The sequence below is a fragment of the Erythrobacter sp. SDW2 genome (genome assembly GCF_021431965.1).
Classification (GTDB): domain Bacteria; phylum Pseudomonadota; class Alphaproteobacteria; order Sphingomonadales; family Sphingomonadaceae; genus Parerythrobacter.
The window spans coordinates 2,667,212-2,690,605 of the sequence record NZ_CP090370.1 but is presented as its reverse complement, the minus strand read 5'-3'; the positions used below and the strand labels follow the sequence as shown (position 1 = coordinate 2,690,605).

General features: G+C 63.6%; 22 protein-coding genes and 1 tRNA gene. 8 read left to right on the top strand and 15 right to left on the bottom strand.

The features are described from left to right. Positions 1-6: 6 nt before the first annotated feature. The 3 genes from LY632_RS13155 to der form a co-directional block, all read right to left on the bottom strand. Positions 7-207 carry a hypothetical protein gene (locus tag LY632_RS13155; RefSeq protein ID WP_234091578.1) on the bottom strand — a complete coding sequence of 67 codons (201 nt, stop codon included), beginning with the start codon at positions 205-207 and terminating at the stop codon, positions 7-9. Between the two features lie 142 nt (positions 208-349). Continuing rightward, positions 350-838, bottom strand: a complete 489-nt coding sequence (locus LY632_RS13150; RefSeq protein ID WP_234091577.1) for a DUF2721 domain-containing protein — start codon at positions 836-838, stop codon at positions 350-352. Positions 839-842: 4 nt separating this feature from the next. Continuing rightward, the gene (gene der / locus LY632_RS13145; protein ID WP_234091576.1) at positions 843-2,270 is read right to left on the bottom strand and encodes a ribosome biogenesis GTPase Der; all 1,428 of its coding nucleotides are present in this window, start codon (positions 2,268-2,270) and stop codon (positions 843-845) included. 135 nt (positions 2,271-2,405) lie between these two features. On the opposite strand from der, the gene LY632_RS13140 reads away from it, so the two are divergent. Then, positions 2,406-3,212 (top strand): CHAP domain-containing protein, encoded by an 807-nt coding sequence (locus LY632_RS13140; protein ID WP_370636535.1) that lies wholly within the window; start codon positions 2,406-2,408, stop codon positions 3,210-3,212. A gap of 9 nt (positions 3,213-3,221) precedes the next feature. Here the strand turns inward: LY632_RS13140 and LY632_RS13135 are convergent, their stop codons facing one another. Then, the gene (locus tag LY632_RS13135; RefSeq protein WP_234091575.1) at positions 3,222-3,533 is read right to left on the bottom strand and encodes a DUF3297 family protein; all 312 of its coding nucleotides are present in this window, start codon (positions 3,531-3,533) and stop codon (positions 3,222-3,224) included. A gap of 173 nt (positions 3,534-3,706) precedes the next feature. Between LY632_RS13135 and LY632_RS13130 the strand changes: the two genes are divergently transcribed. The 3 genes from LY632_RS13130 (at position 3,707) to LY632_RS13120 (ending at position 6,129) form a co-directional block, all read left to right on the top strand. Beyond that, positions 3,707-3,791: transfer RNA gene (locus tag LY632_RS13130), tRNA-Leu, on the top strand. A gap of 60 nt (positions 3,792-3,851) precedes the next feature. Continuing rightward, positions 3,852-5,408, top strand: a complete 1,557-nt coding sequence (gene tig / locus LY632_RS13125) for a trigger factor (RefSeq protein WP_234091574.1) — start codon at positions 3,852-3,854, stop codon at positions 5,406-5,408. A 139-nt stretch (positions 5,409-5,547) separates the two neighbouring features. After that, positions 5,548-6,129, top strand: a complete 582-nt coding sequence (locus LY632_RS13120) for a hypothetical protein (protein WP_234091573.1) — start codon at positions 5,548-5,550, stop codon at positions 6,127-6,129. A gap of 3 nt (positions 6,130-6,132) precedes the next feature. On the opposite strand, the gene LY632_RS13115 is transcribed toward LY632_RS13120, so the two are convergent. Further along, on the bottom strand, positions 6,133-7,713 hold the full coding sequence (locus LY632_RS13115; RefSeq protein WP_234091572.1) for an amidase: 1,581 nt from the start codon (positions 7,711-7,713) through the stop codon (positions 6,133-6,135). A 40-nt stretch (positions 7,714-7,753) separates the two neighbouring features. Further along, a complete protein-coding gene (locus LY632_RS13110; protein ID WP_234091571.1) occupies positions 7,754-9,811 on the bottom strand; it encodes a TonB-dependent receptor in 2,058 nt (685 codons plus the stop codon). 261 nt (positions 9,812-10,072) lie between these two features. Between LY632_RS13110 and LY632_RS13105 the strand changes: the two genes are divergently transcribed. Next, positions 10,073-10,381: a hypothetical protein gene (locus LY632_RS13105; RefSeq protein WP_234091570.1), complete on the top strand. Its 309-nt coding sequence runs from the start codon at positions 10,073-10,075 to the stop codon at positions 10,379-10,381. Positions 10,382-10,508: 127 nt separating this feature from the next. Here LY632_RS13105 and LY632_RS13100 read toward each other — a convergent pair whose 3' ends face one another. Continuing rightward, the gene (locus LY632_RS13100) at positions 10,509-11,132 is read right to left on the bottom strand and encodes an ATP-dependent Clp protease proteolytic subunit (RefSeq protein ID WP_234091569.1); all 624 of its coding nucleotides are present in this window, start codon (positions 11,130-11,132) and stop codon (positions 10,509-10,511) included. Between the two features lie 147 nt (positions 11,133-11,279). Here LY632_RS13100 and clpP point away from each other — a divergent pair, with 147 nt between their 5' ends. Both clpP and clpX read left to right on the top strand, forming a co-directional pair. Continuing rightward, the gene (gene clpP, locus LY632_RS13095; protein WP_305040816.1) at positions 11,280-11,984 is read left to right on the top strand and encodes an ATP-dependent Clp endopeptidase proteolytic subunit ClpP; all 705 of its coding nucleotides are present in this window, start codon (positions 11,280-11,282) and stop codon (positions 11,982-11,984) included. 192 nt (positions 11,985-12,176) lie between these two features. Further along, complete coding sequence (gene clpX, locus LY632_RS13090; RefSeq protein ID WP_234091568.1) at positions 12,177-13,451, top strand: ATP-dependent Clp protease ATP-binding subunit ClpX; 1,275 nt, start codon at positions 12,177-12,179, stop codon at positions 13,449-13,451. 13 nt (positions 13,452-13,464) lie between these two features. Here the strand turns inward: clpX and LY632_RS13085 are convergent, their stop codons facing one another. Then, the gene (locus tag LY632_RS13085; RefSeq protein ID WP_234091567.1) at positions 13,465-15,000 is read right to left on the bottom strand and encodes a sulfotransferase; all 1,536 of its coding nucleotides are present in this window, start codon (positions 14,998-15,000) and stop codon (positions 13,465-13,467) included. A 151-nt stretch (positions 15,001-15,151) separates the two neighbouring features. On the opposite strand from LY632_RS13085, the gene LY632_RS13080 reads away from it, so the two are divergent. Continuing rightward, positions 15,152-17,623 carry a TonB-dependent receptor gene (locus LY632_RS13080; protein ID WP_234091566.1) on the top strand — a complete coding sequence of 824 codons (2,472 nt, stop codon included), beginning with the start codon at positions 15,152-15,154 and terminating at the stop codon, positions 17,621-17,623. Between the two features lie 119 nt (positions 17,624-17,742). On the opposite strand, the gene LY632_RS13075 is transcribed toward LY632_RS13080, so the two are convergent. The 7 genes from LY632_RS13075 to LY632_RS13045 form a co-directional block, all read right to left on the bottom strand. Beyond that, positions 17,743-18,348, bottom strand: coding sequence for a fasciclin domain-containing protein (locus LY632_RS13075; RefSeq protein WP_370636534.1), 606 nt, complete (start codon positions 18,346-18,348; stop codon positions 17,743-17,745). Between the two features lie 112 nt (positions 18,349-18,460). Next, positions 18,461-19,147 carry an anti-sigma factor domain-containing protein gene (locus LY632_RS13070; RefSeq protein WP_234091565.1) on the bottom strand — a complete coding sequence of 229 codons (687 nt, stop codon included), beginning with the start codon at positions 19,145-19,147 and terminating at the stop codon, positions 18,461-18,463. Then, positions 19,140-19,724, bottom strand: coding sequence for a sigma-70 family RNA polymerase sigma factor (locus LY632_RS13065; RefSeq protein WP_234091564.1), 585 nt, complete (start codon positions 19,722-19,724; stop codon positions 19,140-19,142). Before LY632_RS13065 ends, LY632_RS13070 begins: the two co-directional genes overlap by 8 nt. Beyond that, positions 19,706-20,644 carry a cation diffusion facilitator family transporter gene (locus tag LY632_RS13060; RefSeq protein ID WP_234091563.1) on the bottom strand — a complete coding sequence of 313 codons (939 nt, stop codon included), beginning with the start codon at positions 20,642-20,644 and terminating at the stop codon, positions 19,706-19,708. Before LY632_RS13060 ends, LY632_RS13065 begins: the two co-directional genes overlap by 19 nt. A gap of 5 nt (positions 20,645-20,649) precedes the next feature. Continuing rightward, positions 20,650-21,318 carry a monofunctional biosynthetic peptidoglycan transglycosylase gene (gene mtgA / locus LY632_RS13055; protein WP_234091562.1) on the bottom strand — a complete coding sequence of 223 codons (669 nt, stop codon included), beginning with the start codon at positions 21,316-21,318 and terminating at the stop codon, positions 20,650-20,652. A 95-nt stretch (positions 21,319-21,413) separates the two neighbouring features. Continuing rightward, positions 21,414-22,319, bottom strand: coding sequence for an RNA polymerase sigma factor RpoH (rpoH, locus tag LY632_RS13050; RefSeq protein ID WP_234091561.1), 906 nt, complete (start codon positions 22,317-22,319; stop codon positions 21,414-21,416). Between the two features lie 112 nt (positions 22,320-22,431). Continuing rightward, the gene (locus tag LY632_RS13045) at positions 22,432-23,385 is read right to left on the bottom strand and encodes an RluA family pseudouridine synthase (protein ID WP_234091560.1); all 954 of its coding nucleotides are present in this window, start codon (positions 23,383-23,385) and stop codon (positions 22,432-22,434) included. Positions 23,386-23,394 lie beyond the last annotated feature (9 nt).

Below are 23,394 nucleotides of genomic sequence, written 5' to 3'. Positions count from 1 at the left end.
CCGGCCTTAGGGATTGATTTGCCAGAACCCTGCGGTGCCCTGCACCCGTCGGCGCAGCCGGGCCAACAGCCCGGTTTCCCCGGTTATCTCGGCCGTGCCTTCATCGAGATTGATCTCCGCCACGACGAGCGCGGTGCCCACATCGGGCACGTCGAACCGGGCGACGGAGCCGCACTTGTAGGTTACCGTGACGGCTAGAGTCGACATCGTTCTCTCCTCTTTCGCCCCCGTTTGCCTGGCATTCTTCGCCAATGACCTTGCTCGCAGATTTACCGTGCGGAGGGTCGCGGATGGCCGGTAGCGGAAGAGCGACGGACCGTGTCAGCGATGTCGGACGCGCGGCGAACCGTTAGCTCCCCTCGTCCTGCCCCTCGCGGCGCTGGCCGCCTACGGCGATGGCGGTTTCGACCGCGAACAGCACGAGACCGGCGATAAGTAGCAGCATGGTCGCGATCCATGCGATGGCGGTGAGCGTACCGATTTGCGGGGTGATGAAGGCGCTGACGAACAGCAGCAGTATGACGAGCGAGATTGTCAACGCAGCGCCGGTGCTGAACATCATCGCCCGCTGGGCATAACGGCGACGACGGCGCAGCCGGACAAGCTCGCGCCGCTCCTTCGGTGTGTGATCCTCTTCCATCCGCTCCTCGAGCCGCTCGATCCGGTTGGCAACCCAGATCAGGCGACTCATCATCACGTTCATGACCGCGCCGATGGCGGCGAGCAGGAACGCCGGGGCCAGACTCAGCCGCACGATCTCCTGCACGATCACCGTGCTGGAGGTGCGCTGGACCAGTTCGGTGGCGATATTGCCGCTCGGCATGAGCAGGTCGAGCATCGGCTCAATCCCTCGAGTAGGGGTTCTTCGAACTCTTCAGCACCACCCGCACCGGCACTGCGTCGAAGCCGAGGTTCTTGCGGATGCCGTTGACGAGGTAGCGCTCGTAGCTCTTGGGCAGCAATTCCAGCCGCGTGCCGAACACCACGAAGCGTGGCGGGCGGGTGGTGGCCTGGGTGATATAGCGCAGCTTGATCCGCTTGCCGCCGGGGGCGGGGGGCGGATTGGCTTCCAGCGCATCGTCGAACCAGCGGTTGAGCGCGGAGGTCGAAACGCGTTTCGACCACGCCTCGCGCAACACGAAGGCGGCGCGCAGCATGTCGTCGAGACCCTTGCCGGTCTTCGCGCTGACCGCCATCACCGGCAGGCCGCGCACCTGCGCCAGCCCTTCGTCGAGCGCGCCCTTGATGCCGTTGAAGAGCGAAGAGGCGTCTTGTGTCCCGGTCTGACCTGCCACGTCCCATTTGTTGATCGCGACCATCAGCGCGCGCCCCTCTTCGAGCACCTTGCTGGCGATCTTGAGATCCTGGTGTTCCAGCCCTTGTGTGGCATCGAGCAACAGCACCACGACCTCGGCGAAATCGACCGCGCGCAGCGCATCGGCGACCGAAAGCTTCTCCAGCTTCTCGACCACCTTGGCGCGCTTGCGCATGCCGGCGGTGTCGATCAGGCGGATGTCGCGAGTCTCGCCGTCTTTCGGGTCGGTCCACTGCCAGTCGACCGCGATGGAATCGCGGGTGATCCCGGCTTCGGGCCCGGTCAACAGCCGGTCTTCACCCAGCAGGCGGTTGATCAGGGTGGATTTGCCGGCATTGGGGCGGCCGACGATGGCGAGCTTGAGCGGGCCGAGCGGGGCGTCTTCGTCGTCCCCGGCTTCCTCACCGGCCTCGGCACGGGCGGCGGCCTCTTCCTCGGCTTCCTTCTCGAAATGGCCAATGACCGGCCAGAGGCCTTCGAACAGGTCGGCCACGCCTTCGCCGTGTTCGGCGGAGATCGGGGCAGGATCGCCCAGGCCCAGCGCATAGGCTTCGTAGAGCCCGGCGTCGCCCGCCTTGCCCTCGGCCTTGTTGGCGACCAGCACCACCGGCACGCTGACGGTGCGCAGCCAGCGGGCGATTTCCTCGTCGAGCGGGGTCACGCCAGCGCGCGCGTCGATCACGAAAAGAGCCGCGTCGGCCCCTTCTAGGCTGACCTGCGTCTGCGCCCGCATCCGGCCAGGCAGGGTATCGGGATCCTCGTCCTCCCACCCGGCGGTGTCGACCACGGTAAACTGCATCCCGGCCAGTTCGGCATCGCCCATCCGGCGATCACGCGTCACGCCGGGCTGGTCGTCGACCAGCGCCAGCTTCTTGCCCACCAGCCGGTTGAACAGGGTGGACTTGCCGACATTGGGACGGCCGATGATGATGACGGTGGGTTTGCGCGCGGACATGACAGGGCGCAGGTGGCCCCTCGCGGGCCGCTTGGCAAGCGCGCATTGGAGACCGCCCGCCTGTAAAACAGGGTAAATTCGCGTTTACCATAATGCGGAGGCCGATCGTAAGGATAACCGGGCACTAGCGGCGACATGAAATTGCCGCTCAATCTGTGTTCCATCATCGCCGGTCTCGCCGCTTTGGGTGCCGCCACCGAGGGGGTGGTGTATGCCCGTTCGGCAGATATGGCCCCGGCACAGACCAGCGAACTGCCGCCCTATCTCCAGTGTGTGCCCTACGCCCGCGAGGTGAGCGGCATCGCGATTTTCGGAGACGCCTATACTTGGTGGGACCAGGCCGAAGGAAAGTACCTGCGCGGCAACGAGCCCAAGGTCGGTGCGGTCATGGCTTTCGTGCCGACCGAGCGGATGCAACTGGGCCATGTCGCCACAGTGGTGAAGGTGATCGACAAGCGCACCGTGCTGCTCGACCATGCCAACTGGTCGCCGATCAACGGCCGCCGCGGCCAGATCGAGCGCGGGGTCAAGGCGGTCGATGTTTCTGCCAAGGGTGACTGGAGCGAAGTGCGAGTCTGGTATGCACCGTTGCAGGATCTCGGCACTACCCGTTGGCCCGTCGCCGGCTTCATCTATGCCGATGGCAAGCCGAAGAAGGCCAAGCCGGATACGCGCCTCGCGATTGCCCCCGCGCCGAAACCGCAAGTCTCGCTGACCGCTCCGGCCACGACCAAGCCGTCAAGCGATTTCAGCAAAGCCTTTGCCGCCCTGACTGAACCGGCCAGCCCGCCGGCGGCGAGGCGCGAGGTGACGGCTCAGGCCGCGCCCGCGCGAGCGGCTCCGCCGCCAATTGCGCGCAAGCCGGTAGCCCTGCCACCGGTGAAGCCAAAACCTGCGCCGCAGAGTGACCCCTACGCCGCAGTCCTCGCGCAGTATGACTGAGGTCAGGTCTTAACCCTTCTTCGCCACCGGCGGATTCTCGCCCAGGTCCTCGAACCAGGCTTCGACTTCGCCACTCAGCTTGAGCGTCAGTGGCTGGCCCTTGCGGTCAACCGTCTTGCCGGCTTGCACCCGAACCCAGCCTTCGGAAATCGAATATTCCTCGATATCCGTGCGGACACGGCCCTTGAACCGGATGCCGACGCCGCGACGCAGCACTTCGGCATCGAAATGCGGGCTGCGCGGATGGACCGACAGGTGATCGGGCGGGGTGTCGGCGCCACCGGTTGCGGGGGCGCTGTCGTTGGTGTTCTCGTCGCTCATGGGCCGCGCCGATAGTCGGGTGGGGCTTGCACTGCAAGCACGCATCGCAGCCATCTTGGCGAACGCCATGCGCAATTGGCCCATCCGGCGCTTGCCCTTTGCCGCGCCAGCCATTAGAGGCGCGCGTTCAACGCGGTGCGCCCCCGGCGTGCCGCGCGGCTTCGTTCGGGCTAGCGGGCGTGGCGGAATTGGTAGACGCGCTGGTTTTAGGTACCAGTATCGAAAGATGTGGGGGTTCGAGTCCCTTCGCCCGCACCAATCCGCCCCTGGCTGGCCTCTCGCGCATAGCAATACTCGATAAGGCACAAAGACATCCCCATGCAGACCAAAGAGACCACCAACGAGGGCCTCAAGCGCGGCTATGAGCTGACGCTGACCGCCAAGGACATCGATGCGAAGATCGAAGCCGAGGTGAAGAAGATCGCACCGCAGGTGCGCATGCCTGGCTTCCGCCCCGGCAAGGTGCCCGCCAACCTCGTCCGCAAGATGCATGGCGAGCAGCTGCACGCCCAGGTGCTCAACGATACGATCCGCGAATCGGTCGACAAGGTAATGGCCGACAACAAGCTGCGTCCCGCGATGCAGCCGTCGATCGCTCTCAATGACGACTACGAACAGGGCAAGGACGCCAAAATCACCATCGATCTGGAAGTCCTGCCCGAAATCGACACGCCCAGCATCGAAGGCCTCAAGCTAGAGCGCCTGACCGTGCCGGTGTCCGACGAAGCGGTGATGGAGACGATCACCCGCATCGCGGGCAACAACAAGAGCTACAAGGACGCTCCCAAGACCAAGAAGGCGGCCGACGGCGACCAGCTGATCATCGATTTCGTGGGCTCGATCGATGGCGTCGAATTCGACGGCGGCAAGGCCGAAGACGCGGCGCTGGTGCTCGGCTCGGGCACCTTCATCCCCGGTTTCGAAGAGCAGCTGGTGGGTGTGAAGACCGGTGACGAAAAGACCATCACCGTGACCTTCCCCGAAAACTACCAGGCCGATCACCTGGCCGGCAAGGACGCGCAGTTCGCCATCACCGTCAAGCAGGTGAAGGTCGAGACCGATACCGTCATCGACGACGAGTTCGCGACCAACCTCGGCCTCGAAAGCCTCGACAAGCTCAAGGAACTGATCCGCGGCCAGCTGGAACAGGAAACCGGCGGCCTGACCCGCACTGCGATGAAGCGCTCGCTGCTCGACCAGCTTGCTTCGGGCCATGACTTTGCCGTGCCGCAGGGCATGGTCGATGCCGAATTCCAGCAGATCTGGGCCCAGCTCGAACAGGAAGCCGCGCGCGAGGAAGACCCCGCTGCCGCGATGAAGGAAATCGAGGCCGAGAAGGACGATTATCGTTCGATCGCCGAACGCCGCGTGCGCCTCGGCCTGCTGCTGTCGGAAATCGGCCAGGCCAACAACGTCCAGATCAGCCAGCAGGAAATGACCATGCTGATGACCCAGGCAGCGCAGCAGTACCGCCCGGAAGACCGCGAACGGTTCGTCGAATTCATCCGCAACGATCCGATGGCGGCGGCCCAGCTGCGCGCGCCGCTGTATGAAGACAAGGTCGTCGACTTCCTGTTCGACAAGGCCGAGATCACCGACCGCGAAGTGACCCGCGAGGAGCTCGAAGCGGCGATCGAAGCCGACGCCGAGGAAGAGAAGAAGCCGGCCAAGAAGCCAGCAGCGAAGAAGGCTCCCGCCAAGAAGGCCGCTCCGAAGAAGGAAGCTGCCGCCAAGGAAGAAGCCAAGCCGGCCGAGAAGAAGGCTCCTGCCAAGAAAGCTGCTGCTCCCAAGAAGGAAGCCGCGCCGAAGGCCGCCGCCGAGAAGAAGCCTGCGGCCAAGAAGCCTGCCGCCAAGAAGCCTGCCGCCAAGAAGTAGGGCCAGGCGCGTCATTTACGATGCAAGGGCGGCGCAGCGATGCGCCGCCCTTTTCGTTTGGCCGTCGATTCAGGGCTTTGCAGCAAGCCGGTTCAACCGTATTTCCTTTGCCAGGGACGCGAGTTGGAGGGATTGTCTGATGCGAGTTGTTATGGCGCGCACTGCGCTTGTTGCCTGTGCCTTGATGCTGTCGGCTTGTTTCGTGGCCGAAAACGACGATGCCGATCCGATCATCCCCGCAGCCAGCCTTGCCTATCCGCTGAAGACGGGCGCAGCGCAGGAATGCGAGGAAGGCGGGGAGTGCATGCGGGCCGAAATCGCCCGGCTTCCCGCAGGGGGCTATGAATTGCGGACCTGGGACGGCGACGACAGCTCCCCCACGACCCAAGCCTATCGCCTGCGCGCTCTCAAGGGTCCGGGCATCCCGGCCAACACCTTCCTTGCCCAGTCGATCAAGGACAATCCCGAAGAGCGCACGCTGGGCATGATGAGCCGCCGTTCGGATGGTGGGTGGGAGCAGCTCTCGCCCCAGTGCGAGAACCTGCGGCCCGATGCCTTCGTCGATTTCATGAACGACGGCTGGATTGCGACCGAGAGCGATGCTCTCGACAGCATGCGCTGCGAGATCCGCCGGGCCGGCCTCACCGACGCACGGATCTACGCGATCTTGAGTGCGGTCAGGAAACCTGGTTCACCGACCGTCATCTACGACGGGCGGTAGGGGTTACTCCGCCGGCTTCGGAGCATCGCTTTCGACGGGCTGCCATGGTTCGAACGTCGGCTCGGGAAGAGCCGCGGTCCGCGCCCGTTCGAAGGCCGCCCCTGCCTTGAGCACGGCGTGGTCGTCCCACTTGGCGCCCATGATCGAGAGGCCGACCGGCAGGCCCTCGATGGCGCCCATCGGCACAGTCAGATGCGGATAGCCCGCGATCGCCGCCGGGCTCCCGAAACCGATCGAGCCGTTGAAATTGTCGCCGTTCACTAGGTCGTTTGTCCAGGCCGGGCCGCGGGTCGGGACGACCAGGAAGCGGACGTTGAAGTCGGCCAGCAACCGGTCGATGGTCTCGGCACCCGCGATCTTGATCGCGTTGGTGCGGGCCTTTTCGTAAGCGTCTCGGTCGGTGGTGGTCTGGGCGAGCTCGAACAGCTCCTGTCCGAACCAGCGCATCTCGGTATCGGCATTGGCCTTGTTGAAGGCGATCAGGTCCGCGAGCGAGCGGGGCATGTCTTCACCTGGAAGGCTGGCGAGATACTTGCCCATCTCTTCGCGCAGTTCGAACATCAGCACGGTGAAGCTGTCGCGATACATCGCCGGGTCGGGTTCGAACTCGATATCGACCAGCTCCGCGCCCGCCGATTGCATGTCGGCCAGTGCCTGGTCGAACAGCGCCGCGAGGTCGGCCCGGTTGCCGACCTGCTTGCGCATGACACCGACCCGCACGCCCTGAAGGGTGGCGCTGCCGAGACCTTCGGTGAAGTCTACCTTGCGTGCATCCGCCTCTGCGGTGGCGGGATCGAGTGGGTCGCTACCTGCTATAGCGTTCATCATCAGGGCCGCGTCCATCACCGTGCGGGTCATCGGGCCCGGCGTGTCCTGCGTGCTGGAAATCGGCACAACATGCGTCCGGCTGACGAAGCCGACGGTCGGCTTGAGGCCGACCAGACCGTTAACGGAGGCAGGGCAGGTGATCGAACCGTTGGTCTCGGTCCCGATCGCGCCCCAGGCAAAGCCGGCCGCAATCGCCGCCCCGCTGCCGGAAGACGAGCCGCAGGTGTTGCGATCGGTGGCATAGGGGTTGCGGGTCAGCCCGCCGACCGCGCTCCAGCCGCTCGTCGAAGCATCACTGCGGATATTGGCCCATTCGCTGAGGTTGGTCTTGCCCAGCACCACGCCGCCCGCCTCGCGCAGCCGCGCCACGAGCGGCGCGTCGCGGCCAGTGGCGTTGGCGGCCAGAGCAAGGCTACCGGCGGTCGTCGGCAGTTCGCGGGTTTCGATGTTGTCCTTTATCAGCACGGTTCGCCCAGCGAGCGGCAAACTGGCCCGCTCGGCCTGCCACGCCCGGCACGGGGCATCCTCGGCCACGGCAATCACCGCATTGAGCCGGGGGCCCGCATCGTCGAGTTCTTCGATCCGCTTGATCGCATCCCATGCCGCACGCTCGGCCTCGCCGATGCCGCGCGGATAGGAACAGGGATCGGCGTCGCCCGCAGTACCCGCGGAAATGGCAGAATCCTGGGCCGCTGCCGGGACGGCGAGACCGAGAGCGAAGAGGCCGAGAACGGGAAGAACAACGGTGTTTTTCATGGCCAGCACGTTGCCACCGCCCGCCGCCAATGCAAGCGGATTAGAAGCTCCCGCTGACGGTGAAACGGAAGATCGGGCCGATGCGGCGGTTCCGGACCTCCTCGAAGGCCACATCCGCGCCAGGCCGGTCACCCACGAACACTGTCCGCTCGAACTTGTTGCGAGCGCCCAGCACGTTGCCGACCAGCGCCTGCACGGTCAGCCCGAACACATCCTTGTTCTCGACGAACACGTTCATGAAGGTCGGACCTTCCCAGTCGCGGCCCACTTCCCGGCGGCGCGAATAGGGAGCGTTGTCGGCCGTAAACAGGCCGCTGCCCCAGGCCCAGTCGCTTCCAGGAATGTCATGCCGGAAGTCGAGCTCCAGCAGGCTGTTGAGATCGTAGGAGAACGGTCTGTTCTCGCCGGTAAAGGGATCGGTTACGTCCATCCAGCGCTTCACTGCCTTGATCTCCAGCCGCGCACCCTTGAAGCCAATCGGCTCGCCCTTGATGGTCGTGTTCAGCTCGACATGAAGTCGCCTGGCATCGCCGATATTGCCCCTTGCCTCGCCGCCATTCGCCAGCGGGAAGAAGTCGACGAAGTCCTCGAACCATGCATGGCGGACCACCAGCTTGGCCGAACCCCATGCGCCCAGGCCCTTGTTGATCTCGGCATCAAGGTTCCAGCTCTGGTCAGGCTGGAGGCCATTGTTGCCGCCGTTCTGGTTGTCGTTCTGCAGCGAAACCGAGGCCAGGAAGTCGCCGAAGGACAGCTGGCCAACCTTGCGTCGCGCTTCGATCGTGATGTCGAAATCATCCTTCGGCTTCCACGTCAGCGAGAGCGATCCTTTTGGCCGCTGGAAGCTGCGCGAATTGGCAGCAGAACCGGTCTGCTCGATCTTTGAATATTCCGCGCCGCCGGTGAATTGCAGCGAGAGCGTGGGGGTGAGCTGCTTCGAAATGCTCAGGATGCCTTCATAGCGATCCTCGGTCACACCGCCATTGCCTCCTGGGAATGGCAGTTCGACGAAGTTCTCCGATGGATCCAGCTCGAACAGTCTTGAGGCGAGATTGAGCCGGTTGAACGCGGCTTCGCCCGAAACCTGCCAGTCGGCCTCCCACATTCTCCAGCCATATTCGAACCGACCGATCCGCTCACCGGTCTTCCCGGTCTGTTCGAACCGGAAGCCCGATGCGTCACGGCCGTCATCGAAGCGGTCGACCAGGGTGGTGGCGACCTCGTCCCGCTCGAACCGCTCCAGCCCGATCAGTTTGAGCGTGCCGGGCCCGACTGGAAAGGCGATATCGCCACCGATTTCGTACTTTGGCCCCTGGTCGTCGAGCATGAATTCGCGCGTCCGTACCAGACCGCTGGAATAGATTCCGGTCTCAGGTTCGGTGATCTCCTGGAAATCAGCTCCATAGCTGAGATTGAGATTGCCGAGTATCCCGCCGCCGAAATCGTAGCTGAAACTGGTCGCAAGCTTCGGATTGTCGTACTTGCCGGAAAACTTGTTGTACTGTTCCTCTATCACCGCGCCGCTCGCGTCGGTGACGATTGTCGGCCCGTCAGCCCCGAAACGATTGTTTTCATTGGAAAGTGACACGGTATAGCCGAGCTTTCCGCTTCGCCCCGTGACGGAGATTTCGCCGCCATAGAGCTGCGCCTCGGTGTTGTAGGGGCGGAATCCGCTGCGCCAGCGGAACTGGCCGCTCGTCCGGGTGCTCTTGTAGACCACATTGGCGACCTGGCCGGAGAGGCCGGGGATGTCGAGCGCGGTGCCGTCGACGATCTCGATCCGCAGGACGTCGCCAGCGGAGATGCGCTGCAACTGGTCGAACAGGCTGTCCGACTTGCTGGAAAAGCGCTGGCCGTTGACCAATACGTTCTGGTTTGCTTGGCCGAGCCCGCGCTGGCCCTGGTTGCCATCATCGATGGTAAAGCCGGGGATACGGCTGACCATGTCGAACGCGGTGCGCGGTGCAAACTGGGTGAAATAGGTCGGTTCATAAACCTGGCCCTGGCCGTTGGTGACAAGCGACCCCTCCGGAGCGGAAGCGGATTCAGTGGCGGCATCCGCGTCGGTGTCTTCGGCCAGCAAGGGGGCCGGCGTCACGGCCAAAGCCAGGGCAAGCGCGATTGAATGCCTGGGCGACTGTTTATGCAAACGGGTATGGACGTGTGGGGGCACGTTGGTCAGTCCTCTCTCCTCTGGTCCAGCCGGTTTGCCAGAGCGTTGCGATTACAAAAGTAATCATCGACCGGCTGACACCAGCACAGGACCAGCGTCGTGCCGCGTGGAGGATTGTCCGACAGACGGCAAACTCTGGCGGTCGAACGGCTTCGGGACTGAAAAGGCCCAGAAATTCCCGCTGATATGGAACCGCAGGATCGGGCCGTCCTGCATCCGGCCTATCCCGCTGGTGCGGGCATAGCCGCGCTGGCGATCGTAACGCAGACGGTTGCCCCCGGCGATGTCACTGCCGGGGATATCCTGCCGCAGTTCGGTCCCGGCTTCGCGGTCGGAACCGTCCGAGAAGGGTCGCAGATCACCGGCCGGCGGATCTCGAAGCGCAACATCGACCCCGTCGCCCTTGCTCCATGCCAGCGCCAGCGAGCCCTTGGGCCGGACGAAGCGTTCGAAATAGGCGGGATCTTAGGTGTAACCAGGTTTCCGCTGCGGTAACGTCGACGCGCCGCTCTCTCTTGCCCGGGCACTGTCGGGCCAGCTTGCCGGAAGGGCAGCAGCCATCGTCACCCCGCAGGTGGAGAAACGCCGCAACGACGTGAGCAGGTTTACAGTCCGCCCCTGCCTAGAACGTCACCTCGCTCGCATGCTTGATGACGGTGCCGAGGATGCCATAGTCCTTGGCTTCGTCGGTGCCCATCCAGAAATCGCGGTCGATGTCCTTCAGGACCTTCTCATAGTCCTGACCCGTAGCTTCGGCGATCTTGCGCGCGATCCGTTCGCGCATCTTGACGATTTCCTGCGCCTGGATGGCGATGTCGGACGCCTTGCCACCGGCGCCGCCCGACGGCTGGTGGATCAGGAAGCGGGTGTTGGGCAGACAGAAACGCCGTTCGTGCGGGACGCTGAGGAAGATGTGGGTGGCAATGCTGGCGACCCAGCCGGTGCCGATGATCGCCACGGGTGAGCTGATATAGCCGATCAGGTCGTGGATCGTATCGCCCGATTCGACGTGGCCGCCCGGCGAATTGACGATCAGCTTGATCGGATCGTGCGACAGGTGATCCAGATACAGCAGCTGCATCGAAACCCGCTCGGCCAGCTTCTGGTCGACCCCGCCGAACAGCATCACCGTGCGCGCCTCCAGGAACTTGCTCATCATCGCGGCGCGCATGCCCTTGTCCTCGGTGCCCTCCTCTTCGTCGTCTGCGCGGATGGGGTCGAGCGAGGAAAACGGAAGTGAGGACATGTGGCAGGCCTTTTGTTGATCTGGTGTCGGGGTTACCGCTACGTGCACCACATCGCAACGATAAGCCGATATTCAAGCCCAGAGATTCAAGGCTTGAACCCGGCGCTGGCAGCACAGATATAGCGCCGACACGACAAAGGACCTTTCATGATTGATCTCCGCGACCAGCTTGGCGAAACCTACGGCACCCAGGGGCAGTTTACCCGTGATCCGGTGACCGGCGCGCTGGTGCCGATGGTGGTCGAGCAGACCAGCCGGGGCGAGCGAAGCTTCGATATCTTCAGCCGCCTGCTGCGCGAACGCATCGTGTTCGTGACCGGCCAGGTCGAAGACGGCATGGCTTCGCTGATCGTGGCGCAGCTGCTGTTCCTCGAAAGCGAAAACCCGTCGAAGCCGATCAGCATGTATATCAACTCGCCCGGCGGGGTGGTGACGGCTGGTCTGTCGATCTTCGACACCATGCAATACATCAAGCCGCGCGTTTCGACCGTTTGCATCGGCCAGGCTGCGAGCATGGGCAGCTTCCTGCTGGCTGCCGGCGAGCCGGGCATGCGCATTGCGCTGCCCAACTCGCGCATCATGATCCACCAGCCTTCGGGCGGTGCGCGCGGCATGGCCTCCGACATCGAGATCCAGGCCCGCGAAATCCTGCGCATCCGTGCGCGGATGAACGACCTCTATGTGAAGTTCACTGGGCGCACCCTGGAGGAGATCGAGAAGGCGATGGATCGCGACACCTTCCTCGAGGCCGAGGAAGCAATGCAGTTCGGTCTCGTCGACAAGGTCTTCGAGACCCGCCCCGACAACGAAGTATCGGATGGCGAGAAGGGTTCGGGCGGCGCGCCTGAGTAAGCTCGGTCCGCCCCGCCGCCCCTTGACGGGACAGGCGCTCGAAACAAGCGGGCGAAACAAGTGGGAAACCGTGCTCTTTCAGCCACGGGCAAGGTGTGTTCCCTATATGGTGTGGTTGCAAAACGGACCGGGCGCGATAGTTTCGCCCGAATCCGCTGGTATTGCGGCGGAAAAGGTCCGAAAGCCTAAGGTATGACGAAATTGAGCGGAACCGATAGCAAGTCGACACTCTACTGCAGCTTTTGCGGTAAGTCGCAGCACGAGGTGAGGAAGCTCATCGCCGGGCCAACGGTGTTCATCTGCGACGAATGTGTCGAGCTGTGCAACGACATCATCCGCGAGGAAACCAAGGCCGGACTGACAGGCCGCAAGGAAGGCGATGTTCCGACCCCGTCGGAAATCTGCGCCACCCTCAACGACTATGTGATCGGCCAGGACCGTGCCAAGCGCGTGCTTTCGGTCGCGGTGCACAACCATTACAAGCGGCTGAAGCACAGCGGCAAGGGTGGCGATGTCGAACTGGCGAAGTCGAACATCCTGCTGGTCGGGCCAACCGGTTCCGGCAAGACGCTGCTGGCACAGACGCTGGCACGCACCTTCGACGTGCCCTTCACCATGGCCGATGCCACCACGCTGACCGAAGCCGGTTATGTCGGTGAAGACGTCGAGAACATCATCCTCAAGCTGCTGCAGGCCAGCGACTACAATGTCGACAAGGCCCAGCACGGGATCGTCTATATCGACGAGATCGACAAGATCACCCGCAAGGCGGAAAACCCCTCGATCACCCGCGACGTTTCGGGCGAAGGCGTGCAGCAGGCGCTGCTCAAGCTGATGGAAGGCACCACTGCCTCCGTCCCGCCGCAGGGCGGGCGCAAGCATCCGCAGCAGGAATTCCTGCAGGTCGACACGACCAACATCCTGTTCATTTGCGGCGGCGCCTTTGCCGGTCTCGACAAGATCATCGCCGACCGCCTGCAGAAGCGCAGCATCGGCTTTGGCGCGCATGTCGCCGATCCGGACAAGCGCAAGGTGGGCGAACTGCTCGAAAAGAGCGAGCCGGAAGACCTGCTCAAGTTCGGGCTGATCCCCGAATTCGTCGGCCGCCTGCCGGTGATCGCGACGCTTAACGATCTCGATGTCGATGCGCTGGTGACGATCCTGCAGGAACCGAAGAACGCACTGGTCAAACAGTACCGCAAGCTGTTCGATCTGGAAAATGTCGAGCTGACCTTCACCGACGAAGCGCTGCGGGCGATCGCCGAACGCGCCATCCTGCGCAAGACCGGCGCGCGCGGTCTGCGTTCGATCGTCGAGGGCATTCTGCTCGACACCATGTTCGACCTGCCGGACCTTGAAGACGTCAGCGAAGTCGTGATCGACGCCGACGTGGTGGCCGGCAAGAAGGAGCCTGTCCGCGTCGTCGCCAATGACGATGTAAAGGCCAAGAAGGATGAGGCAGCCTAGCGCTGCCTCGTCCTCAGGGCTCGATCCCGTATCTGGCGAGTTCGGTGAGGGCGCGTCTGCTGCCCTCGCCGTAACGCCGCCATTTCTCGATGCTGCTGCTGTAGATCGGTGAGCGGACCTGCACCGCGCTGGCCGTTGCCACCGGCTGGGCGTTGCGGTGGAATTCCATGCAGGCGTCGTCCCACGGCAGGCCGCAGAACTCGAGCAGGCGTTCGGTCTGGCCGCGCTGGTCGGCGATGATGTCCTCATAGCGGATGGGCAGAAAGCGGCTAACGGGCAGGGTAGTCTCAAATGCGCTGGCCATCCGCTCGAACCCGGCGACGAAATGCGCCGCGTCGCCAAAATCATAGGCATAGCTGTAATAGCTGAAACCGGTGGCGAAGAGTTGGCGGTAATTGGCGAACAGCACGTCGAAGGGTGAGCGACGCAGGCAAATCACCCGCGCCCTCGGCAATGCCCGCAATATTGCAGGAGCGAAGAAGGCATTGAACGGCATCTTGTCGATGAAATGCGGCGCGTCCTCCGCGAGCTGGCCCGTCCGGTCGAGATAGGCAGCTCCGACCGCGGACAGGTCGCCTGCCTGCGATGCAGCCTCCAGCAGGGCTGGCTCCAGCACCAGCGGTCCAGGCGTTTTCAGTTGGCGTTTCAGCAGGATGGCGAAGTCGGAGAGTTCGCCCAGCGAAGTCACCTGCGGGTGCGAGGAGATGATCCGTTCGACCAGCGTGGTCCCGCTGCGCGGCATGCCGGTGATGAAGATGGGGCGCTCGTCGCCTTCGCGCTCTGCTCCGAAATTGCCGATCTTGGCGGCCGCAATCGCTGCCTCGACCAAGGCTTCGGCGGCAGCGCGGTCATGCGCGACTTCTCGCGCCCTGGCGGCCTTCGCCCGGTCGAGCCATTGCAGCGAGGCATCCCATGCCTCCCGTTCCTCGGCCAAACGCGCGAGGGCGTGACCGATCACCAGCCGCGTCTCGGAATCACGCGAACCTTCGAACAAGGACTCGAGTTGCGCATCCCAGGCAGGGTCGGGGACTTTGGCCAATTGCACCAGCGCGACCCAGCCTTTGGCGTGATCGGGCTGCATTGCGACCAGTGACCGCAGCTCACGCTCGGCACCCTCGAGGTCACCGGCGAACTCCAGGGCCACGCCGTAGTTGTAGCGATAGTCGCGATTGGCCGGCACGCCGGCGACGGCCTGCGCCAGCGGACCAACCGCCTCCGCATGGCGCCCCGTACGCGAAAGCGCCACGCCGAGCTGGTTGGCGATATGCGGATCGTCGGTGCCGCGACGGTAGGCTGTCAGCGCCCGCTCACGCGCCCGCTCCTGATCTTGCTTGAGCAGGGCCACCCGTGCCTCGAGCAAAGCCAGCCAGCAGCTATCGTGCCCGGCCTTTGCGACCATGGCGCAAAGCTTTTCGGCGCCGGGCCCGTTGCCGTGTTCCACCGCGATCGCCGCCATCACCAGTACCGCCTCGGCGCAGTCCGGATCTTCGCGCACCGCTTGCTGCGCTGCAGCATGGGCAGCTTGAAACTGACCTGCAAATAGTTGCATTCTTGCACGGGTGAGCGGGGAATCAGCAACAGAAATGGCGTTTTGCCCCTTGGCGGAATTGACAAGTTGCGCGCTGCGCGGCTCTTAGCCCCATGTTGCTGTGCAGCATGGGGACTGCAACCTAACCCCCAAGCGATAAGGAATCCAGAACATGAACATCGCGAATACCCGCCAGATGATGCGCGCTGCGCTGCTCGGCAGCACCATAATCGCGACTGCATGGGCCACGCCCGGGTCGGCACAGGAAATCGAGGAAGAGACTGCGACAGGCGCCACCGCAGACAATGTCATTGTCGTGACCGCCACGCGGCGCGAAGAATCGGTGCAGGACGTGCCGTTCAACATCTCGGCCGTTTCGGGAGAGGACCTCACCGAAGCCGGTGCCTTCAACCTGCGAGAGGCCTCGCGCCTCGTCCCGGGCGTGTTCTTCGTCGACAATGGCGCACGCAACAATTCGCTGGTCGTTTTCCGCGGCCTCAGCGCCGACCCGCTCGGCTCGAACGATGGCGGCGGCAATGGCGGCACGGTCGGCACCTATCTCGGCGAAGTCCCGCTGCTGGTCGACCTTCGCCTGAAGGACGTGCAGCGTGTCGAATTCCTGATCGGTCCGCAGGGCACGCTCTACGGTTCGGGCACGCTGGGTGGTGCGATCCGCTACATTCCCAACAAGGCCGACCTCGACGAGTTCAGCGCCAGCGTTCGCGCCGACCTTTACACGATCAAGAGCGGTGACGGTATCAGCCACGATACCGGTGTGACACTGAACCTGCCGATCGTGCCCGGCGTGCTCGCCTTCCGCGGCTCGCTCGATTATCTCGATGACAAGGGCTTCATCGACTATCCCTACGCGGTCCGCACGGTTGGCGTGTCCAACCCGGACGATTTCGCGGACCCGACGAATTTCAATCCGCTGAAGGACGTCAATGACGAACAGACCCTCACCGCCCGAGCGGTGCTGGGGGCGGCACCGACCGACTGGCTCGAATTCGAACTGGCCTATACGCTGCAGGATCAGGAAACCGGTGGTCGCCAGCTTTCCAATCGCGGCATCGACACGCTGCCGGTGAACCTGGGCAAGTATGAATCGGCCATGCGCGTGCCGGAACCGAACGATCGCAAGACCCAGCTGTTCTCGATCGAAGCGACTGCCGATCTTGGCTTTGCGCAGCTTACCAGCGCAACCGGCTGGGCGACCGAGGACGAGACGGGCCAGCGTGATCAGACCGACCTCCTGATCGCGCTCGAATACAGCTACGAAGCCTTCCCGAACTTCACCAGCTTCACGTTGGAAGACAGCGATATCCGCGCCTTCACCCAGGAAGTGCGACTGGTTTCGACCCACGGCGGTCCGATCAGCTGGATCGTCGGCGGGTTCTACCAGAACAGCCGGTTCAATGGTTTCAGCAAGGAATTTACCCCGGGCTTCGACCAGTTCGCGGTCGACGAATTCGGCGGCATCCAGCTGCGCCCGGACGCACTCGAGTATTTCTCGGTCGATGTGCAGAAGCTCACCGAGCTCGGTCTCTACGGCGAGGTCACCTTTGGTATCACCGATCGCTGGTCGGTGACTGGCGGGGTGCGCTATTACGACTACGATTTCCAGGCGCAATCGGCGGTCGATATCCCGCTTTTCCGCACCGTGTTCGATGGCGATGCACCGGACTCCATCGTGCTCGACTTCCAGGAAGTCGGCCAGAAGGACGATGGCTTCCTGTTCAAGCTCAACACCTCGTTCGACGTGACCGACGATGTGCTGGTCTATGCGACCTATTCGGAAGGCTTCCGCACCGGAAGTGCCAATGGCGTGGCGCTGTGCCCGACCCCGTTGCCGAATACGCAGATCGTCTGTGCGCTGCCCAACGAATTCCAGTACTTCCCGGATACCACCAACAACTACGAACTCGGCTTCAAGAGCCAGTTCGCGGATAACACGGTGACGCTCAACGGCGCGGTCTACTACATCAAGTGGAACGGCCCGCAGGTCGCCTCGGCTACGGTCAACGGCAGCCAGCCGATTACCATCAATGGCGCAGCGGCTGAGTCCAAGGGTTTCGAACTAGCGCTCAACTGGCGGCCGGTACCGGGGCTGGAGATTGGCGGCAGCTATGCCTACACCGATCCGCAGTTCACCGAGGATGCGATCGACCTTATCGCCTATTTCGTCCCGCCGGGCTTCAGCGCGCCGGACGACGGCAATGGCAATGAAGACCGGCTCGATGGTCTCGCCGGCGATCGTCTGCCTGGCTCGCCCAAGAGCAAGCTGTCGCTCAATGCCAGCTACGAAACGCCGCTGACCGATACGATCGACCTGCGCTTTGGCTGGGGGATGACCGCGCAATCCAATGTTCTGCGCACCGCCGGCAACCGCGGCAACGGCTATGTCATTCCGGGGTTTGCGATCAACAACTTCTCGATCTCGGCCAAGACCGATGCCTGGACGGTGACGCTCTATGCCGACAACGCCTTCAACAAATACGCCGTCGGCGGCGTACGCGGGAACCAGGATTACAACCAGATCCTGGCCGACATCAACGGCGATCCGGTGTACCAGCGTACCTTCGGCGAGTTCGTCCTCGCTCCACGCACCATCGGTCTTCGTTTCAGCTACGATTTCGGCGGTTAAAGCCGGCTGCCGACACTGGAACGAGAAAGCCCCGCCCGGTTCATGCCGGGCGGGGCTTCGCTTTTGCGGCGCCGCTGAGGGGTAGGTACGGAGTAGGCGCCGCGGGGGACCTTGAAATGTCAGCCGGGGAGCGAAACCGTATCGGTGACATGGATCACGCCGTTCGACTGGTAGACGTCGGCCTGAGTGACAGTGGCCATACCGCCTGCGGCGTCCATCAGGGCGACCTTGCCGTCCATCATGTGAGCGACGAGCTTGCCGCCGTTAAGCGTGGTCAGTTCCGCCTTGCCACCGCCTTGCTCGATCATGGCGACGAGATCAGCGGCCGAAACCTTGCCGGGAACGACATGGTAGGTCAGGATGCCGGTCAGGGTGCCCTTGTTTTCAGGCTTGAGCAACGTCTCCACGGTGCCTGCGGGAAGCTTGGCGAAGGCAGCATTGGTCGGTGCGAAAACAGTAAAGGGGCCCGGACCCGTGAGGGCTTCGACCAGCCCTGCGGCCTGCACGGCGGCCACGAGCGTCGTGTGATCCTTCGAGTTGACGGCATTCTCGACGATGTTCTTGGTCGGATACATGGCTGCACCGCCGACCATCGGCACATTCTGCTTTTCCGCCATCTTGTCCTTGTGGCCGTCGGCGGTGGCGGGCGTCGCAGCAAGGCCGAGGGTCGCGGCAAGCGCCGCCGCAGCCATGGCGGTGAACCGTGTCTTGGGGGTAATCGACATTGAACTCTCCTGATTTTGCAAGCTTTCCCGTCCTGCGCCCGAAGATACGGAGCGCGGTTGTGTCGGGATGCATCCTGCAGGAGAAATTTCTTCGGTCGGCCTGAACGGCCGCCTACAGCTCGGTCAGTACGCCCTGAGCGACCACGGGGCCGGGGACGGCGCCCTCCGGAGCACCGCCCAGCGGCTCGCGCGAAACGGCAATCTGTCCGCCATCAGCCAGCTGCGCGGCCAGCGCATCGTCGAGCCGGGCTTTGCGAATGGCCCCCGGCTGGATGACCCCCAGCGAAAGTGGATCGCCTTCTGCGGGGATCAGCCACAGCTCGTGATCATGGACACCGTCGGCGGTCAGGCCCGCTGCGGCAACCACTAGCTCGTGAGAATCTCCGATGTAGGTAACCTCGAGCCGAAGGCCGCCGTCACCGACCGGGATTGAAGCGGCGAGTTCAGGCGCATCTGGCACCGGCGCATTGCCGGTTGGGACAAGCGTGATCGCCAGCAGCACCGCCGCAGCGGCAGAGGCGAAAGCCGTTGCCCATTTCCAGCGGCGCAGCTGCCCTGCCAACTGCTCATTGTCGTTGGCGGGATTGGGACCGATCGCCGCCTCGATGGCCCGCCACAAACCGGCGCGCGGCGTTGCCTCCGGCACAGCATCGAGCAGTGGGGCGAAATGCGCCTGCCATCTGGCAACCGCCCCGGCAAAGACCGGGTCACGCGCCTCCAGGCTGCGTGCCCGCAGCAATTCCTCGCCTTCGAGCAGGCCGAGTGCGTATTCCGCAGCGAGATGGTCCGTGTCAGTCATCGTCGTCATGCTCGAGACAGGCTTTGAGTTTTGCCAGGCCGCGCCGGATGCGGCTCTTGATCGTTCCCAACGGTTCGCCTGCCGCCGCCGCCAGTTCGGCATAGGTCCGGCCTTCGAAGAATGCTGTGCGGATCGAAGAGCGGGTCGGTTCCTCGAGTTGCCCGAGGCAATGGTGGATCCGGTCAGTGCGCTCCGCACCTTCAAGCAAGGCATCGGCGCGCGGGGCGTCATCGGCGATCTCCATGGCCTCGTCGACCGGGACCGCACGGCGTTGCACTTTGCCCGCACGCAGCCGGTCCACCGCGCGGTTGCGCGCGAAGGTGGCGAGCCAGCTGATCGGGCTGGCGCGGGCCGGATCGAACCGGTCGGCCCGGCGCCACAGGGTCAGGTATACGTCCTGCAATGCATCCTCGGCTTCCTTGCGGTCCCCCAAGATACGCAGGCAGATGCCGAAAAGCTTCGCCTGCGTCGCATCGTAGATCTCGCGCAGCGCTTCGCGGTCGCCATCGGCGAGGCGGAGCATCGCGACCTTCAAGGCCTCCCTTTGTGCGTCGCTGGTCAACAGCCGCCCCCGCATTCGGGCTCTCGCTCGATCTGGACGGTGATGTGGTGGATGCCGAAGCGATGTTCGAGGTCGTGCGCAAGTTGCCGCAGGAAGCCATCGCCGCTGCTGCCGCCGGGCATGACGAGATGGGCTGTCAGCGCGGTTTCGGTGGTCGACATCGGCCAGATGTGGAGGTCGTGGACCATGCTGACGCCGGCCTGACCGACGAGGAAACGCTGCACTTCCTGCTCGCAGATACCATCGGGTACGGCATGAAGGCCCAGCTTGACGCTGTCCTTGGCCAGCCCCCACGTGCCCCAGGCAATCACGCCGACGATCACGAGGCTGGTGACCGGATCGATCCACATTGCCCCGGTAAGCAGGATGGCGATGCCCGCCACCACCACGCCCAGCGAGACCAGCGCATCGGCAGCCATATGCAGAAAGGCTCCGCGAATGTTGAGATCGTGCTGCCCGCGCAAGAACAGCAGTGCGGTGGCCGTGTTGATGACCACGCCGATGCCGGCGACCGCGATCATCGTCCAGCCCTCGACCGGGGCCGGGTTCATCAGCCGGTGAGTCGTCTCGTAAAGGATGATCCCGATGGCCACAAACAGCAGCGCTGCGTTGGCGATGGCGGCGAGGATCGTCGAGCTCTTGTAGCCGAAGGTGTAGCGGCCCTGTGCGGGCCGCTTGGCCGCCACCGATGCGCCCCAGGCCAGCAGCAGGCTCAGCACGTCGGAAAGGTTGTGCCCGGCATCGGCGACCAGCGCCATCGAGCCGGAGATAAGGCCATAGGTCGCCTCGACCGCGACGAAAGCGATGTTGAGCAGGATGCCGATGGCGAAGGAGGGGCCGAAATCCTTCGGCGCATGGGAATGTCCATGCCCGTGGTGAGGCCCATGCGGGTGGGCGTGAGCATGATCATGCGAATGAGAGTGTGCTGCGCCCATCGGTCTTATTCGTAGACGCAGGAATCCAATCCGTCACGCCTTACGACACCGACGCGAGCGGCAAGCGTGTTGCCATGCCGGCGTAGCCAGCCGCTCGGGTTGGAAACCGCGCGCTTCTTCGGCAGCGGCAGGGCAGCAGCCATGCGAGCCGCCTCCAGCGGGGTCAGCCTGGCAGCGGACTTGTTGAAGTAACGCTGCGCTCCGGCCTCCACGCCATAGGTGCCGATGCCGGTCTCGGCCACGTTGAGATAGACCTCCATGATCCGCCGCTTGCCCCAGATCTTCTCGATCAGGAAAGTGAACCAGGCCTCGAAGCCCTTGCGGACATAACCGCCGCCCTGCCACAGGAACACGTTCTTGGCGGTCTGCTGGCTGATCGTCGATCCGCCTCGGATACGCCCGCCCTGGGCATTGCTGGCGGCGGCCTTGGCGATGGCTTCGGTGTCGAAGCCGGCATGGGTGCAGAACTTGCCATCCTCTGCCGCGATCACCGCGCGGACCATGGTGCGGTCGATATCCGATAAAGCGGTCCAATCCTTGGTCACCGGATTGGGGTCCATCGCCATAGTCGCGGTAAAGGGCACCGGGACGAACTTGAAAACGAGCACCAGCGACAGGCTGGCCACCAGGAAGCCGAAGATGATTTTGGCAAGAAGCTTGGCGAACCAGATCATCGGCGAGACCTAGATTCGCCCATTCCCAAATGCAACGAAGCCCCGACCAACATGGCCGGGGCTTCGCTCAAATTCATCCGGATAAGTGCTGGCGCTTATGCCATACCGGGCAGCAGCCGCTCGCCGGCGATGCGCTGCATCGCCTTTTGCAGCTTCTCGAATGCGCGCACTTCGATCTGGCGGATGCGTTCGCGGCTGACGTTGTATTCCTGGCTCAGTTCCTCGAGCGTCTGCGGATTGTCCGTCAGGCGCCGTTCGGTGAGGATGTGCTGTTCGCGCTCGTTGAGCGAGTTCATCGCCTCGACCAGCATCTCATGCCGGACATGCGCCTCTTCGGCTTCGGCCACGGTTTCGTCCTGCAGCGGGCGATCGTCGGTCAGCCAGTCCTGCCATTCGCCGGACCCTTCCTCGCCGCCGCGCATCGGCACGTTGAGCGATCCGTCGCCGCCCATCATCATGCGCCGGTTCATGTTGACGACTTCCTGCTCCGGCACGCCCAGATCGGTGGCGATCTTGGTCACATCGTCGGGATGCAGATCGGTGTCCTCGTAAGCATCGAGGTTCTTCTTCATCCGGCGCAGGTTGAAGAACAGCTTCTTCTGCGCGGCGGTGGTGCCCATTTTCACGAGGCTCCAGCTGCGCAGGATGTATTCCTGGATCGAGGCCTTGATCCACCACATCGCGTAGGTCGCGAGACGGAAACCGCGATCGGGTTCGAACTTCTTGACGCCCTGCATCAGGCCGACATTGCCTTCGGAAATGAGGTCCGACACGGGCAGGCCATAGCCGCGATAGCCCATGGCGATCTTGGCCACGAGCCGCAGGTGCGAGGTCACGAGCTGCGCCGCAGCTTCGGGATCCTCGTGCTCCTCGTACCGCTTGGCAAGCATGTATTCCTGCTCGGCGGTGAGAATCGGGTATTTCTTGATTTCCGAGAGATAGCGGTTGAGGCTCTGCTCTCCGCCGAGCGCCGGTACGCTCAATGCCTTGGTGTTGCTCACTCTTTCCCTAACCTTTCTGCGTCAACCCGATTGCCCGGACCCCTGGTGGGCATCCGCGCGGCTGGGCCACACGGTTACATATAGTCGAATTCGCCAATCTTTGCACCGACATTCATCGATAAATACGTTCGGTTTCGTCGATGAGTTCCTGCATGTCGGCAGGTAAACTGGCGGTAAATTGCACCTTCTCGCCTGTCACAGGGTGGAGAAAGCCCAACTCGGCAGCATGGAGCGCCTGACGGGCAAACCCGAGCTGCTTGAGCAAGGGGCGCAAGCTCCTGGGATCGCTGCCGTACACAGGGTCACCGATTAGCGGATGGCCCATTGACTGACAGTGAACGCGGACCTGGTGGGTGCGCCCGGTTTCCAGCCGGCATTCGATCAATGCGCAATCCGCCATCGTCTTAAGCGTCTTGTACCGCGTAACCGCGTGTTTGCCGCGCGAGGAATCCTTTGCGAGTACGGCCATTTTCTTGCGGTCGCGATCACTGCGGCCAAGCCGGGCATCAATCGTGCCTTCCGATGGATGAGGGTGACCCGCACAGACCGCCAGGTATCGGCGGTGGATCGAATGCTTCGCAAACTGCGCGCCGAGGCCCTCGTGAGCGGCGTCGGTCTTCGCCACCACCAGCAGGCCCGAAGTATCCTTGTCGATCCGGTGAACGATGCCGGGGCGGGCAACGCCGTTGATGCCGGAAAGTTGCCCCCGGCAGTGGAACAGCAGCGCATTGACCAGCGTGCCATCGGGATTGCCCGCTGCCGGATGGACCACCATCCCGGCCGGCTTGTTGACGACGACCAGATGCTCGTCCTCGAACACCACATCGAGCGGGATATCCTGCGGCTCGGCGGCAAGCGGTTCGGGTGGGGGCAGGCGGATCTCGAAGTGGGCCCCGGCCTGCATCTTCGCCGAAGGGTTGGCGGCCAGCGACTTGCCCACGGTCACCGCGCCCTCCACCATCAGCGCCTTGACCCGCTCGCGCGACAGGCCAGTCGCTTCGGCCAGTAGCTTGTCGACGCGGCCCGCCGCAGCGAGGGTTCCGGTGATGACTTCGTTGTCACGCATGCTAGGGCC